Below are 15,470 nucleotides of genomic sequence, written 5' to 3' on the forward strand. Positions count from 1 at the left end.
ATTTTCGCTTGACCTTGCCCCTGATTTTCCGTAAACACTTCCTTGCCTGAACGATCCCCGATAGCTCAATTGGCAGAGCGGGTGACTGTTAATCACTAGGTTGGCGGTTCAAGTCCGTCTCGGGGAGCCAAAAGAAAGCAAGCCTTTGCGAGAAATCGCAAAGGCTTTTTTCGTTTTATTTCAACAAGTTCCTCACCCGAAGCGTTCATCAGGCACGCGACAACCGCTCATAGGCATTTTCACGCCTGCTCCACACCAGCCCCCATGCTTTGCATCGCAACACAAACACTGCAGTACCCACACAAAAAAAAACCGCCCCTGATCTTCAGCAAAAAAGATCAGGGGCGGCTACCTTCCCTTCCGGCTGCGCCAGAAGAGGTTTTACCTAGTAGAATATAGGTGCCAGCCCTACAACAGGGCCATGCTGAACAGCGTTGACCTTGAAGTTATCCCTGCCGCTGCCTGATTCATAGTACAGCCCAACCGCACGATAACCAAAAAAATCTCAATTTCCCAAACTGTTACTGCCAAAACTACTGCTGCCTGCACGCACAGCAGTCGCAAATCTCCCCCATTAGCCGTAAATCACAGCCCGCAGCCAGGCCATACCGGCTCTCACTGCGCCTGCCTGGCAGAACTTTTTGCGCACGCGCTCTCAATATCGGAATCGCCGCTGATCTGTTGGACGGCTTGGGCATAACGCTGATTGCCGCCTTGCATTCCTGCGGCCTGACACAAAAACTCCAGCGCCTTTGCGCGGTCAGTTCTGGCAGCAAGGAGGCCAAGATTATAAGCGGCATCAGACATGGTCGGTGCAAGGCGCAAAGCTTTGAGCAGCATCTGCTCTGCCTCCGCCCTGAAACCTCGTTCTGCCAGTATCAGGCCAAGATTATAGGCAATGGCTGCATTGTCGGGATCAATCTCGTATGCCTTGCGCAAGGAGGCTTCCGCCCCGGCCATACTGCCCAGACGGGCCAGAGCCATGGCGGAATTGACATGCGCGGCGCTGGCGTCCGGCCGCAGGCGCAAGGCGGCCTCATAGGCCGCAAGAGCCGCAGCGGGGTCGCCCGAGCGCAACAGGTAGTTGCCGCGATTATAACTGCCCGTCCAGTCATCGGCTCTGGCGGTAAAGGATTGCTCAAGTTCCAACCTGGCCCTGGCAACAACCTGTAAGAAGGATTCCGGAATATCCTGGCTCTGCACGCCAGCCAAGGCTTCGGCAGCCCGAACCCGCACGAGCCGGGATGGATCGGCGCAGGCTTTGGCAAGGGCGCTCACCGTAGCTGCCTCGCGATTTTCGGCCAGCGAGGCTGCGGCACTGGCGCGAACCAGCTCTGATTCATCGTTCAGGGCGGCGCGAACCACCGGCCACTTGGCGCTGTCCGGGCAGGCGCGCAGCAGGCGCAACATGGATGCGGCGTAGACAGCATCTCGCCCCGGCTCCGTCAGGGAGGCAAGCATGGCTGGCAATTGGCTGAAGTTACGCTGCCGCGCATCCAGAATATGCCGGGCGCGGGCCAGCACCGGGGCCTGATAGTCCCGGGGCCGCCATTGGCGCACAAGGGCATCTGCCCATGCTGCGTCCTTGTCCGGATGGCAACCAAGGCAGGCGTTTGGCGAACCAAAACTGGCAGTCGCGGCAGGCGTTGGCGGGCGCATGGAGTGGTCGCTCCGGCTCATGCGCGCAAAATCCGTCTTGGGCATGTGGCATGCAATACAACGGGAGCCGGGGCTTTCCGGCTTGTGCCTGGTGTGTTTGTCCAGCCCGGCTTCCTTGTCTTTATGGCAAGGCAGGCAGGCCTGATCCGGATCCTTGGCCTGACGGAAACGCCCGCTGGAAGTATGGCAAAAGATGCATTCCAGTTTGCCCGCGCGCACGCAGGGGGCAGACAGCCAGGAAGTGAAGGTGAAGTTTTCCCCCAGGTCGCGCCCGTCTGGATAGTAATCCTCATTTTCCAGCAGGATCAGATCAAAGTGGTCAAAAAAACGCTCGCCAGGGCGGAACGAATCCGTGATGGGCGACATTTTTGCATGGCACGAGGCGCAGGAATCGTCGCGCTGCTGGCGATCCAGATCTTTTTTTATACGGATGATTTTCAGATCCGTAGGCGGCTTTCCCTGTTGCGCGGCAAGGCAGACGTCATTGTGGGCCTGCGACGGCCCGTGGCATGTTTCGCAGTTGATGCCCGGTTCGCGCCATGTGGTGCTGTAGCTATCGGTTGCCGCATCATAATTGGTGGCCAGTTGACTGACATGGCAGGCGTGGCAGGAGGTATTGAAGGTGTAGGCGCGGTCGCGCCAGTTGAGGCCTTCGCGCCCGCCAGCCCGAAAATGGGGGCTGCGCCGCGCCGTGCTGTCTGCAACCGCAAACCACTGGCGGTTACGCACGTCAAAAGCCAGAGGCAGGGTCTGCAAGCGCCCGCGCTCAAGCTTGGTAAGAAAATAATAAACGTTTTTGCCGCCAAGCACCTGCGCAATGGCGTAGTCGTGCTCGCCGTCCGGGCCAGTCTCACGCACAAAGCCCTGCCCTGGCCCGCAATAGGCGCGGTACACCCGCCCGCCGGATTCAATGCCTTTACCCTGCGGGGCTAGCTGCGCGCCAACCGTGGCATCTGAATACGGCTGCATGGCCAACCCGTGGCGGGATGTGGACCAGAGGGAATAAAATTTTTCGTGGCAGCTCTTGCAGCTTTGCGAACCGGCAAATCCATCAGAGGCGTCTGCCGCAAGAGTCGCGTCCGGCCCGCAGACAAGGGCAAGCCCCAGCAAAAGGGCCTGCCCGCATCTGCATATATTTTCTGCTATTTTCAAGCCTAGTACCCTGGCAAACGGAAATTGGGCGGATACTTTTGCAACACGCCACGATAGCGGCCAAATTCCGAATTAATGACATTCCCCACCGGTATGTGGCGAATACCAACGGAATCGTCTTCCTGCGGATTGGTATACAGGTTGAACATCACAAGGCCGCCGGTTTTTTCCACGATGCCGCCGGTAAAGCCGCCATTGTAGCCCTTGCGGGTGATCATGTCGGTGATCTGCACAGCCTTGTGCAGCTTGAATTCGTCAATCCGCACAGCCGCAAAGGTAGTACCCAGCCAGTACAGGATGCTACGCCGGTTGGAATTGCCCTTGTCCGCCAGCAGGAAGGAAAGCTGGTCGATGCCGTCCACATAACGGTCTGGAGGCAGCAGCTTGGCAAGCTCTGCTCCGGGCTTGCCCGCAAGGGAAAGCGCAGTGGGAAGGATATCCGCCAGGTCAAAAAGACCTTCCGTCTTGCGGGGGGAGATCACGCCCTTGAAATAGGCAAACGTGGGCACGCGGGTGCCGCCTTCCCAGGTGGTGCCCTTGTATCCGCGGAACGGCGAACGGCCATAGGGGGATACTTCGCCTTCCGGCCCGTTATCCGAGGTGAAAATGACCAGCGTATTGTCAATCTGGCCGGAATCTTCAAGGGCCTTCATCAGGCGGGCGAAGACATCGTCCATTTCCACCATGCAGTCGGAATACGGTGTGCAGGCGCGGGATCTGCCCAGATACTTGTCGCTGGGATAGTTGTCAAAATGGCATCCGCGCGTGCCAAAATACAGAAAGAAAGGCTTGGGATTTTTTGCCTGAGCCTTGATGAAATTTTCGCCGTAGGTCGTCAGGTCGTCATCCAGATGCTTGATGCTGTCGAGATCAATAACCCGCAGATCCTTGCAGCCTTTTTCGCCTTTTTTGCACTGCACTTCGCTGTGGCTGAAGGGGGCGTTTTCAAACGCGGCAAATCTGGGGGGATTGAGGGCAATTTCTGGATTGGCATTGATGTCGCGCCATTCGGTGTATTCGTCAGAAACCGACAGAAATCCACGAAAATCGTCAAAGCCGACATTGTTGGGCAGGGAGCCTTCGTTTTCACCCATGTGCCACTTTCCTATGCCCTGGGTCACGTAGCCCTGATCGGAAAGCAGTTTTGCAATGGTGATGGCCCCGTCCAGACCGCCCGCCTGCCCATACATGGGCGGGTATTGCAGGCCGTGATGCACCGGCAGCTGCCCGGTCATTATGGTGGCGCGTGTTGGCGTACAGCTTGGCTGCGAATACGCCGAGGTCATGATAAGCCCTTCGGAAGCGAACTTGTCCAGCGAGGGCGTATCGTTGCCCACGGCTATGCCGCCGCCGTTAAAGCCCACATCCATCCAGCCCACGTCATCAAGCACAAAAACCAGGATGTTGGGTTTTTTACCGAACTTTTTTTCCAGCGCAGCCAGTTTTTCCCGAACGGCCTTGTCCTGCTCCGGATGGGGGATGACAGGCTCCAGATTGTCGGCAATTTTAACGCTGGGGACAGTAAGATACTGGTCGGGGTGAGGATACCCCTTGGCCTGGACAGGGCCGGATGACGTGCCTCTGTCGTTTTGCGCAAGGGAGGTTCCTGAAACAAGCGCCATTGCCCCCAGCTGCATGAGGGTCAGGGCAGAACACAAACAGATAAAACGCAAAAACTTATCCATGCTTCCTCCGAACATCAGTGCTTAGCTGAAGATGTTCGAGAAATAGCATTGTAAATACGGCTTGACTAGATAAAAATATTGTTATTTCGCAATACTCATAACCGCAACAATTCTATAAGCTTTATTTTTTCATCACATTAATGCGGCATCATTTCAGTACAAAATTGTCGTACAAAGATGAAATTTAACACATTATTGCCACTAATATTTTCCTTTTTATATATCCTGTTCTAAATATTGTTTTTATGATTTTTATAAATCTCATAGATACATACTCCATTAACAACAAACTAACGGCACGATATATTAATAGAAATAAATTTTCATCATACATCACCTTTGTAAACCACAACTATAACCGACAGAAAATAAAAAATATATGCATAGAACAATTAATGCATTATTCAACACCATATTTTCTATGCGCTGCAAAGACTGGCACGTGTATGGAGCACCTTTATCCATTTCCGACACAATAACCAGGTCAGCAGATATTTGATCAAGACCAGGCTGTACGCAGAGCAGCGACCGCCTTTGCGTACCTTAAATGTCGGCGCATATTTTTACTCTGCGGCCTCAACCAATAAAGAAACCCTACAATTTTAAATATTTATGTTTTATCCAACTATTTTTATTCAAAAAACATACGGCATCATGTAAACTTGGTGCAACAGCGAGTATTTGGTGCTGCACCAGCACGGCAGGCGGGAGAATCGGCTTTCACTGGCACCCGGCTGAATTCCTTTCAAATGATGGTGAGATCATGCCCATAGCAGAGCAAAGCACCAGAGAGAAGAAAGGCGCGTTATGCAACTGCAACAGGCGCATGCTTGCCATCACGGCGGCGTCCCTTCTTTTTCTGCTGACGATCATCTGGTCGGCAACCCTGTGGGACATTGCGCGCTCAGAAAAAGAAGTTCAGTCTACCGTTGAAATTACCACGCGCACCCTGGCCCGCGCCCTGAGCGAACACATGCTGTCCACAATCAAGCGCCTTGAGCTTGCCATCAAGGAACTGGATGCAGCATGGACTCCCGATCAAAATGATATCCGCACAGAAGCAGAGCGGCTGAAAAAAATTATCGGCGATCTTGCGCTGCAAATTTCCATAGTTGAACCCAACGGCCTTGTTGCCTATTCAACCCTGCCGCACATTGCGGGCATAAGCATAGCCGACAGAGAGCACTTCAGTGTGCACCTCACCCCCCCCTGGCGGGAAATTCATGTTGGCAAGCCGGTTTTGGGCCGAGTTTCCGGCAAATGGACCATCCAGTTTTCCAGCCCCATTGTCCGGCAAGACAAACTTGTCGGCGTCATTGTTATTTCTGTTGAGCCAGACTACTTTGCCTCATTTTTTCGCAGCCTGGGCCTTGACGTGCAAGATTCCATCGATGTCATCCGCTCGGACGGCACACTGCTTGTGCGCTCCACCGGCGATGGCCTCATCTACGGGCACATCATCAGCGGCACAGCCTATCTGAAAGCAAACTCCCCCATCAGCGGCAACTTCCGCCGCCCATCGCAAATTGACGGCATTGAACGAATATTCGGCTATTACAAACTTGGCCAGTATGGGCTGACTTTTGTGGTGGGCAGCGCCGTGGGCAACGCCTTTGCGCCCTTTGAACAGATACGCACTGCCACACTGTGCGCGGCAGCGCTGGTATCTGCCCTGCTGGTGGCTCTGGCCTTTCTTGCCTACGACAGCCTGCGCCGCCGAGATGAAGCCGAAAAACAGCTGGAACTTACGGGGCAGGTATTTGATTTCACAGGAGAGGCCATCTGCATAACAGACAGCGAAACAAACATTCTGGCCGTCAACGAATCCTTCTGCCGCCTCACGGGTTTTTCGCAGCCGGAGATTATAGGCAAGACCCCGCGTGTGCTGGCCTCAGGCCGTCACGGGACGGAATTTTACAAGCACATGTGGGATCAGCTGTTTTCAAACGGCTGGTGGGAAGGCGAAATCTGGAACAAGAAAAAGGACGGCACCTTTTACCTTGAGTGGTTGAACATCAAGGTAGTGCGCAACCTGCGCGGGGCCATAACCAACTATATCGGCGTGTTTGCCGACATAAAAAAAATTGCCGTAACCCAAAGGCGCATTGAGTTTCTGGCCACGCACGATGAACTGACGCAGTTGCCCAACCGCGCCGTGTTTTGCGACCGCCTGCAAAAAGCGCTGGATTGCTACCCGCCCACCAGTTGCCAGTTTGCTGTTGCCTTTATCGACATTGATGATTTTAAAATAGTCAATGATTCCATCGGGCATGCGGCGGGCGACAGCCTGCTTAAAGAAATGGCCCTCCGCCTCACCACCGCAGCGGGCGCGGATGCCGTTGTTTCACGCTTTGGCGGCGATGAATTTACCCTGCTGCTGGAAAATGTGGACGATGCCAAGGCGGCGGCCACTGCGCAGCGCATCATTGAATCTTTACGCCAGCCCATTTCTGTATGCGGCTTTGAAATCTACGCCGGAGTCAGCATTGGCATAGCCGTGTACCCGCAGCACGGCAGCGACATAAGCACCCTTTTGCAAAATGCCGACATTGCCATGTACCATGCCAAGGGGCAGGGCAAAAATACTTTCAGCTTCTTTAACGACGAGTTGCAGATCAAGGCGGCCATCCAGCTGCAGATAGAAAGCGGCTTGCCCCGCGCCATTACAGAAAATGAGCTGGTTTTGCACTACCAGCCCCAGGTGGAACTGGATTCCGGGCGCATAATCGGTCTTGAAGCCCTGGTGCGCTGGCAGCACCCCAATGACGGGCTGCTGTTCCCCGGCAAGTTCATTCCCCAGGCGGAAAAAACACGCCTTATCGACAAGCTGGGCGAATGGGTTGCCGACAGTGCCGCCGCGCAGATCGAGCAATGGCGCGCCGCAGGGCTCAACCCGCCCAAGGTTTCCATAAATATTTCACCATCGCAATTTTTGCGTGGCGCGGCCTTGCCCATGATTGAGCGTATCCTCAACAAATATTCCATCCCGCCGTATCTGCTTGCCATTGAGCTGACGGAAAGCGCCCTCATGACTGACCCCAAGGAGGCTCGCCGCGCTCTGGGCAAGTTCCGCGATATGGGGCTGGAAATTTCCATTGACGATTTTGGCACCGGCTTTTCTTCGCTGTCGTCCCTGCGCCACTACCCCATCAACAGGCTCAAGATCGATCAATCATTTGTGCGGGATCTGGACGAGGCCCCGGATGCCTGCGCCATCACGCAGACGGTTATTGATCTGGCAAAATATCTGGGCATAGCATCCATTGCGGAAGGCATTGAAAACGAAGGGCAGTTCACCAAAATCAAAATGATGGGCTGCAATATCGGGCAGGGATTCTTTTTCGCAAAAGCGCTTTCTGTGGAAGAACTGGAAAAAAGAGGATTCGTCAGCACCGGGCCAACAATTATCACACGCGACCAGTAGCCCCCTCCGCTCCGGCGGAGTGCATCACGATATTCTTTCCCTTGGCCTTTGCGGCGTACAGGGCGGCATCTGCCGCGCGCAGCAGCTCACGCCTGTTTTTCTTTCCCGCAGGTTCCAGCACCGCGACTCCGGCGCTCACGGTGACAACATTGCCGTGCCTGCCAGTGGCATGCTCAATGCCTATCTTTGCAAAGGCCTGCCGCACATCCTCCGCCAGCGCAAACGCCTCTGTAGCGCCCATGCCGGGCAGGATCAGGGCAAACTCCTCCCCGCCATAGCGGGCGGCTACATCCGTGGTGCGCCGGGCATGAGCCTGCAGAACCTGCGCCAGCTTGCGCAGGCACTCGTCGCCTTCCTGATGGCCGTACTGGTCATTGAAATTCTTGAAGTCGTCAACATCCAGAATCACAATCGCCATGCCAAGCCGCCCACGCACGGCCCGCTTCCATTCGCTCTCATACGCGGCATCAAACTTGCGCCGGTTGGCAAGGCTGGTGAGGGCGTCCGTCTCCGACATATCCTGAAGTTCTTCGTTGGCGACCCGCAGTTCCGCTTCCATTCTGGCAAATGTCATGGTGATGATGCTGAAAGTCAAAATTGAGGCAATGAACATTGCCATGAGCAACAGGGCCTTGGCCATGTCATCCGGCCCGGAGGGAAGGCACTGCACAGCGTTGAAGGCCTTGTATGCGCGCAGCACAAACACCGCCCCAAGAACAACAAACATCGCCGACAGCAGGGATTGCGTCGCATATCGTTTCCAGCCCTTGACCACATACGGTTCAAACCCGATGCGGAAAAACATGAAAGCCATGCCAAGGGAAAATACGGCAACCCTTGTGCAGGTGTCGAAATCAACAAACATATAGTAGGCTATTGCGGCTGAAATAACCGCAAAAACACCATAGTTCACTGCCATGCGGCGCCTCGGCCTGACCCCTCCGTACAGCAACAGGCCACGGAACAGAAAAACCCCGGAGAGCAGCATCAGCACTCCGCCAATGTAGAGGGAAAGCAACAGATCAAAGGGACGGAAGTAGTTAAGAAACAGCCCTACAGACCAGCAAACCAGCCCGAGCGTCATACTCCCGAACCCAGGATAGGTTCGGCGGTACAGATACGTGTACACAAGCACGGAAGACAGCGAAAAATAGAGAGCCGCCACGAGAACTGCCATGGTGAAGGCATCAAAGTTGCTCAAAAGATCAATCATTGGCAACGATCCGTAACGGTTGGGAATAAGCCAAAAAAGGTCAGAATGCCCCAGAAACATTAAGCAAGATTAGCATGTTGATGCATACCTGAAAAGGCGCAATAACTTCCCCAGCCTGCCAGACAAGAGCACGCCTTTTGCACTGCCGCCCCTTTCCGCTTGGTTGACCTGCACCGTCCTTCACGCGTAAGGCCAATAGGTGGCTGCAACCTGCCGTGTTGCCTGTTGAATACGTTCCACCCCGGCCCTGATGCCGGATCAGCGAAGGCCTTATGGATACTCCTGTTCTTGTAGTTGTGCTCGCCTGGTTTGTGGGCGGCTTTGTTTCAGGTGCAAGCGGCATCGGCGGCGCCATGATCGCCCTGCCCCTTGCGGCCCTGTTTATTCCCATTCAGGTTGTCATCGCCCTGAGCTGCATACTTAATCTGGTTATGGACGGCGCGATCGCCGCCATGCATTTTCGGTATTGCAAGGTTCGCGCGCTCTACCCTCTGTTTGCCGGTGCCATCCCCGGCTCCATCATCGGTCTTTTCATTCTCCAGATGGTTCCTGGCAGCATGCTCCAGGGCATGACCGGCATACTCCTGCTGGCATTTGTGCTTTGGCAGAGCCGTTCGCGCGTAAGCCAGACCGGGCAGGAATCCTGGCTCAAAGGCGGGCTTGCGGGCTTTGCCTCGGGCGTGCTGGGGTCGGCCATCTCTTTTGACGGCCCCCCTGTAGGCGCCTACGGCCTTTATGCCGGGTGGACTCCACGGATATTTCTCGGCACGCTGGGCGTATTTTTTATCATCAGGGCTTCGCTGACCTGCGTTCTCCAGGCCGGGGCGGGATTATACACGCCCGAAGTGCTGCGCTACGCCGCATACGGCATGCCTGCCACGGTGCTGGGCACGCTGTGCGCTTTCCCTGTAGCGAAAAGAATCAATCCTGAACGCTTCCGCACCGTGCTGCGCGGCATCATTGCCGCTGCTGCTCTCGTCTGCATCTGGCGGGCATGGTTGTAGCGCCCAAACCACCTGCAATTTTCCATCATTATTGGCCTCCTCGTGGAGGCCTTTTATTTAAGGCAAGGCCCATTCCAAACAGATGCTTGCCCCGGATGCAATACAAATTTGTAATCTACAGTGGCTTTCCGAGGTTAACAAAACAATATTGTTTTGGTACCACCCTGTTTTTTCAATTAAAAATATTTAATTTACTGAAATAAAACAATTTTCAACTTTGGCAATCATGTTGCAATACCCTCTGCAAAATCTGGAGGGTTTTCGTATGAATATGTTGCTGAAAAAAGTTGTGGTTGGTGCAGCGCTGGCAAGTTCGCTCCTTATGGGCGCCAATACCGCCCGTGCCGACCTGCTTGCGGATATCAAGGCCAAGGGCGAAATCGTCATTGGTACCGAAGCCCGTTTTACGCCGTTTGAGTTTATGGAAAATGGCAAAATCGTGGGCTACAGCACCGACCTGCTTGAAGTCATCATGAAGGACATGCCCGGCGTTAAGGTCAAGCGCATGGATATTCCCTTTCAGGGCATCCTGCCCGGCCTGAGCGCTAAAAAATTTGACTATATCGTCACGTCTGTCACCGCCACCAAGGAACGCAACGAGCACTACGCACTGAGCGTGCCCGTAGCTGACGCCACCGTGGCCATGCTGGTACGCGCAGACAGCCCCTTTGCAAAGCCCGAAGACCTGAGCGGCAAAACCGTGGGTTGCCAGACCGGCTCCGCCCAGATCAAGGCCATCGACCTGCTTGCCGAAAAACTTGGCGGCAAGGACAAGATCAAGATCAAGGAATACGTGGCTTTTGACGAAGCCTACGCCGACCTTGCCGCAGGACGCCTTGACGGCGTGGCGCAGTCCTACCCCAACCTTGCGGACGTTATCAAACGCCGCCCCGGCGTGTTCAAGATCCTCACCCCTCCCTTCGGCCCCAAGGTCTACTTTACCTGGGTTGGCCGCAACGATGCGGACAGCGCAAGCCTTGCGGCTTTCTTTGATGACGGTCTGCGCAAGCTCATCGCCAGCGGCAAAATGGCAGAGCTTCAGCAGAAGTGGTTTGGCTTTACCATGGAAATTCCCACAGAGCTGCCCACGCCCGTTCAATAGCCTTTCCTTCCTCCGCACATGGCCCCGGTCTTATGAGGCCGGGGCCTGCTTTTGACAGTTTATACATTATTTCAGGAGAATAGGTATGAGTCCGGTCAATTCCCTGCAATCCCCCCGGTTTTGCGGCATCCGCACCTTCATGCGGCAGCCGGCGGCAACGGGTGAAACCCCGCAGGCCGATGTTTCCATTATCGGCGTTCCCTTTGACAGCGGCGTATCATACCGGCCCGGCACCAGATTTGGTCCTGCGGCTATCCGCGAGGCCTCAACCCTGCTCAAGCCATACTCGCCCGAGCTTGATGTGGACGTGAACGAGAGCTTCACCATTGCCGACCACGGCGACATCGACACCATACCCGGCTACATGGAAGACAGCTTTGCCGCCATCACCAGCAGCCTGAAGCCTTTTTTCGCCTCCAAAACCCTGCCCGTCATTCTGGGCGGCGACCACAGCATCAGCCTGGCAAACCTGCGCGCCGTGCATGCGGAGCTGGGGCCAGTGGCCCTGCTGCATTTTGACGCGCACAGCGACACCATACCCAGCTATTACGGCAAGCCCTACAACCACGGCACCCCCTTTTACTGGGCGCTGAAAGAAGGCCTCATCCTGCCGCAGCATTCCACGCAGATCGGCATTCGCGGGCCGCTCTACAGCCGCAACGCCCTTGACTGGCCCCGCCAGCAGGGCCTGCGCATCATCATGGGGCACGAGGCCCACGCAATGGGGCTGGAGGCTGTGATACGCGAGGCCCTCGCGCGCATCGGCGATGCCCCGGTGTTTCTGAGCTTTGACATTGATTTTCTTGATGCGGCCTATGCCCCCGGCACCGGCACGCCAGAGGTGGAAGGTTTCACCACCTACGAGGCCATGAGCCTTGTACGCGGCATTTGCAGCAAGCGCCGCGCGGTTGGCATGGATCTGGTGGAAGTGTTGCCCGACAAGGACGTGGCGGGCATTACCGCTTTGGCAGGAGCCTCCGTGATCTTTGCCTTTCTTGCGGCGCAGGCAGCCTTTCGAGGCGCGCAGCCTCGGACCGCAGATTGATCTGATGAAACAAAACTGTTTTGCATAAATCCAACATCCCGAAATCAAAACATTTTTGTTCTCATGGCCCTCTGAAAAATATCAATCAAAAATGAGCAACTTACTGTAAATAAATAACAATTGCCGAGATGGCATCCAGTTTGCTCAAAACACCATACTGACAGGCGGGGAGCTGTGCCGCAGGGGAGTCCTCCCACTGTTCCCCGCCGAAAACGCCCAACCGAGTGGATGCATCCACAGCAGGCTATCATGAACGAATGCAGCTTCATCCTTTCCATAATGCCGGAGCTGCTCCAGGGCGCAATAACTTCGGTTCTTGTGGCTATGGCGGCAATCTCGCTGGGTGTTGTGCTGGGCATTTCGGTGTGCCAGATGCGGCGGTCGCAGTTTTGGGGTTTCAAGCGGGCGGCGGGGCTGTACATCAGCTTTATGCGGGGCATTCCCGTGCTGGTGATTCTGTTTCTGCTGTTCTACCTGCCCTCGGCAGTCAATATTGAAGTACCCTCGCTGCTGGTTGCCGTGCTGGCCCTTGGCCTCAACACCAGCGCCTTTCAGGCCGAGATTTACCGCGGCGGCTTCAACTCCATACCCGTGGGCCAGATAGAGGCTGCCAAGGCGCTGGGCCTCAGCCGCATGCGCATTCTCACGCGCATCCAGTTGCCGCAGGTGCTGTCGCTCACAGGGCCGGAGCTGGTTAATGAGTTCATCATCCTGTTCAAGAACTCGTCGCTTATTTCTGTTATCGGCGTCACAGAACTCATGCGCCGCAGCGAGCAGCTTGTGTCCACAACCTACAAGCCTGTGGAAGTGTATCTGGCAGCAGCCATTATCTATCTGGCCCTGTGCCTGATTATTTCTCGCCTGGGCGAACGCCTCAAGGGGAAACACTGATGGACGCCCTCACCACCTTTCTGGCCCGCTGGCAGAGCTTTTTGATTGAGAACGGCCCGGATTTTGGCGCAGCGCTCTGGGTGACAATCCGCATCAGCCTGGTTGCCATAGTGTGCGGTCTGGCTCTGGGTTTTGCCGCGGAGCTTGGCCGCCGCATCTGCCCGTGGCTACGCAAGCCCGTGGCCTGTTATGTGGAGTTTTTTCGCGGTACGCCCCTGCTCATCCAGCTCTATCTGCTCTATTACGGCGGCCCCAGAATCGGCATTGTGCTGGATGCGGAACCCGCAGGCATGCTGGGCATGTCGCTCTATGCCGCCGCCTATTTTTGCGAAATCTTCCGCGCCGGATTCGAGTCCATCCCCGAAGGTCAGCGCGAGGCGGCGCACTGCCTTGGCATTCGCCCCTGGCGCAGGCTGTGGCGCATAGAATTGCCGCAGATGGCCCAGATAGTCCTGCCGCCCGCAGTCAACCAGATCATCACGCTCATCAAGGATTCAGCGGTGCTCTCCATTATCACCGTGGCGGAACTGACCAAGACTGCCACCCGCATCATGAACATCAGCTTTGAAATTGTCATGCCCCTGTGCCTGCTGGCGTTGCTCTACTGGATTATTTCCGAGGCAGTGGCAGTTTTGTGCGGCAAGGCGGAGGCCCGCCTGACCAGGCATTTGACGCGTTAGCGCTGCATCAGACCCGCACGGATTTATACAGAAATCCGCGCCGCCAAGGCTCCAAAGGAGAACAGGTCATGGAAGAAACAATCACCCCTGCCATCAGAATATGCGATGTGCGCAAGCGCTATGGGCAGCACGAAGTGCTTCAGGGCATTGATATGGAAGTCATGCCCAAGGAAGTGGTCTGCCTTATAGGCCCTTCCGGTTCCGGTAAAAGCACCCTCTTGCGCTGCGTCAACTTTCTTGAAGTGTACGACGAGGGCGAAATTCTGGTTGAAGGCGCACTGATGGGCTACGAAGTGCAGTACAACGGCACCCGCCGCCGCGCCAGCGAAACACGCATCCGCGAAAGCAGGCGCGACCTCGGCATGGTGTTTCAGCATTTCAACCTTTGGCCGCACATGACGGTGATGGAAAACATCACCGAGGCGCTCATTTCCGTTGCTGGCAAAAGCCGCGCCGCCGCCGAAAAAAAAGGGCTGGAATGCCTTGAACGCGTGGGCCTTGCCGAAAAACGCAACAGCTACCCGGCCCAGCTTTCCGGCGGGCAGCAACAGCGCGTTGCCATTGCGCGCGCCCTGGCAACGGAGCCGCGCATCATGCTGTTTGACGAGCCAACCTCTGCCCTTGACCCCGAGCTTGTGGGCGATGTGCTGCAAGTCATGCGCAGCCTGGCCAACGACGGCATGACCATGCTCATAGTGACCCACGAAATGGGCTTTGCCGCCGAGGTGGCGGATCGGGTGGTCTTTATGGAAGGCGGGCACGTTGTGGAGCAAGGGCCGCCGGACAAACTTTTTCATACGCCGGAAAGCCCGCGCCTTGCGGCCTTTCTGAAAAGCTGGACGCACCGCAACGGACAGGTTGCCTAGCGCCCGCGGTACTTGCCGCCAACATCAGTTACGAGCGGCAGGCACAGTATCTGGCACAAGCACTTGGCAGGAGAACATGCCCATGAGCGAATACATCACCATTCCCGGCCGCTGCGGCGATGCCGCCATTGTGCGGGCCGGTGAACGCATCAAGATCGTCAACATCACGGGGGAGCAGGTGGTGGACACCTGGGCCTTCAACCTGCGCAATCCGCAGGAATATATGTCCATGCAGCATGTGCGGCCCGACCTCAACAAAGGCATTCCCGGCCCGGGCGACAGGCTGGTGACCAACTGCCGCCGCCCGGTGCTCACCATGCAGGAAGACACCAGCAACGGCGCGCACGACACCTTTATGGCCGCCTGCGACATCTACCGCTACATGGCCCTTGGCGTGCAGGGCTACCACGCCAACTGCACGGACAACATGTATGCGGCCCTGCGCAAGCTGGGCATGCAGTTGGATTTTTGCCCCTGCCCCCTGAACCTGTGGATGAACACCCCCATTGTGGACAACAAGGCCCACTGGCTGCCGCCCCTGAGCAAGGCGGGCGACTACGTGGTGCTTGAAGCCCATTTTGACTGCGTGGTGGTCATGTCTGCCTGCCCGCAGGATATTCTGCCCATCAACGGTAAAAACTGCGTGCCTTCTGACATCAAATACAAGGTCTACGCGGCCTGATCGCGCGGCAAAAAGACAAGTACCGGCCCCCATTGCGGCGGCGCACCATAACAGACCGAACTCTTCC

General features: G+C 56.0%; 11 protein-coding genes and 1 tRNA gene. 9 read left to right on the forward strand and 3 right to left on the reverse strand.

The features are described 5' to 3' along the window. The first annotated feature begins 54 nt into the window (after positions 1-54). Positions 55-130, forward strand: a tRNA-Asn gene (locus ACUZ9Q_RS11980). 485 nt (positions 131-615) lie between these two features. Here ACUZ9Q_RS11980 and ACUZ9Q_RS11985 read toward each other — a convergent pair. Both ACUZ9Q_RS11985 and ACUZ9Q_RS11990 read right to left on the reverse strand, forming a co-directional pair. Next, positions 616-2,811, reverse strand: coding sequence for a tetratricopeptide repeat protein (locus ACUZ9Q_RS11985; protein WP_449247938.1), 2,196 nt, complete (start codon positions 2,809-2,811; stop codon positions 616-618). A gap of 2 nt (positions 2,812-2,813) precedes the next feature. Continuing rightward, positions 2,814-4,496, reverse strand: a complete 1,683-nt coding sequence (locus ACUZ9Q_RS11990; RefSeq protein ID WP_215647343.1) for a sulfatase-like hydrolase/transferase — start codon at positions 4,494-4,496, stop codon at positions 2,814-2,816. Positions 4,497-5,259: 763 nt separating this feature from the next. Here ACUZ9Q_RS11990 and ACUZ9Q_RS11995 point away from each other — a divergent pair. Next, positions 5,260-7,920: a bifunctional diguanylate cyclase/phosphodiesterase gene (locus ACUZ9Q_RS11995; protein WP_192113851.1), complete on the forward strand. Its 2,661-nt coding sequence runs from the start codon at positions 5,260-5,262 to the stop codon at positions 7,918-7,920. Here the strand turns inward: ACUZ9Q_RS11995 and ACUZ9Q_RS12000 are convergent. After that, positions 7,904-9,133: a GGDEF domain-containing protein gene (locus ACUZ9Q_RS12000; RefSeq protein ID WP_215647345.1), complete on the reverse strand. Its 1,230-nt coding sequence runs from the start codon at positions 9,131-9,133 to the stop codon at positions 7,904-7,906. The genes ACUZ9Q_RS11995 and ACUZ9Q_RS12000 overlap by 17 nt on opposite strands. A 272-nt stretch (positions 9,134-9,405) precedes the next feature. Between ACUZ9Q_RS12000 and ACUZ9Q_RS12005 the strand changes: the two genes are divergently transcribed. The 7 genes from ACUZ9Q_RS12005 to ACUZ9Q_RS12035 all read left to right on the forward strand — a co-directional run bounded on the left by ACUZ9Q_RS12005 (position 9,406) and on the right by ACUZ9Q_RS12035 (position 15,403). Continuing rightward, positions 9,406-10,137 carry a sulfite exporter TauE/SafE family protein gene (locus tag ACUZ9Q_RS12005; protein WP_022657477.1) on the forward strand — a complete coding sequence of 244 codons (732 nt, stop codon included), beginning with the start codon at positions 9,406-9,408 and terminating at the stop codon, positions 10,135-10,137. Positions 10,138-10,402: 265 nt separating this feature from the next. Next, positions 10,403-11,239, forward strand: coding sequence for a transporter substrate-binding domain-containing protein (locus ACUZ9Q_RS12010; protein ID WP_449247939.1), 837 nt, complete (start codon positions 10,403-10,405; stop codon positions 11,237-11,239). A gap of 85 nt (positions 11,240-11,324) precedes the next feature. Further along, entirely contained in the window at positions 11,325-12,284 is a 960-nt protein-coding gene (gene speB, locus ACUZ9Q_RS12015) for an agmatinase (RefSeq protein WP_449247940.1), read from the forward strand. Between the two features lie 249 nt (positions 12,285-12,533). Next, complete coding sequence (locus ACUZ9Q_RS12020; RefSeq protein ID WP_215647346.1) at positions 12,534-13,175, forward strand: amino acid ABC transporter permease; 642 nt, start codon at positions 12,534-12,536, stop codon at positions 13,173-13,175. After that, positions 13,175-13,855, forward strand: coding sequence for an amino acid ABC transporter permease (locus tag ACUZ9Q_RS12025; RefSeq protein ID WP_192113846.1), 681 nt, complete (start codon positions 13,175-13,177; stop codon positions 13,853-13,855). Before ACUZ9Q_RS12020 ends, ACUZ9Q_RS12025 begins: the two co-directional genes overlap by 1 nt. 68 nt (positions 13,856-13,923) lie before the next feature. Then, complete coding sequence (locus tag ACUZ9Q_RS12030; protein ID WP_449247941.1) at positions 13,924-14,721, forward strand: amino acid ABC transporter ATP-binding protein; 798 nt, start codon at positions 13,924-13,926, stop codon at positions 14,719-14,721. Positions 14,722-14,803: 82 nt separating this feature from the next. After that, entirely contained in the window at positions 14,804-15,403 is a 600-nt protein-coding gene (locus ACUZ9Q_RS12035) for a DUF1989 domain-containing protein (protein WP_449247942.1), read from the forward strand. Positions 15,404-15,470 lie beyond the last annotated feature (67 nt).

The sequence above is a fragment of the Desulfovibrio desulfopostgatei genome, from assembly GCF_053570645.1.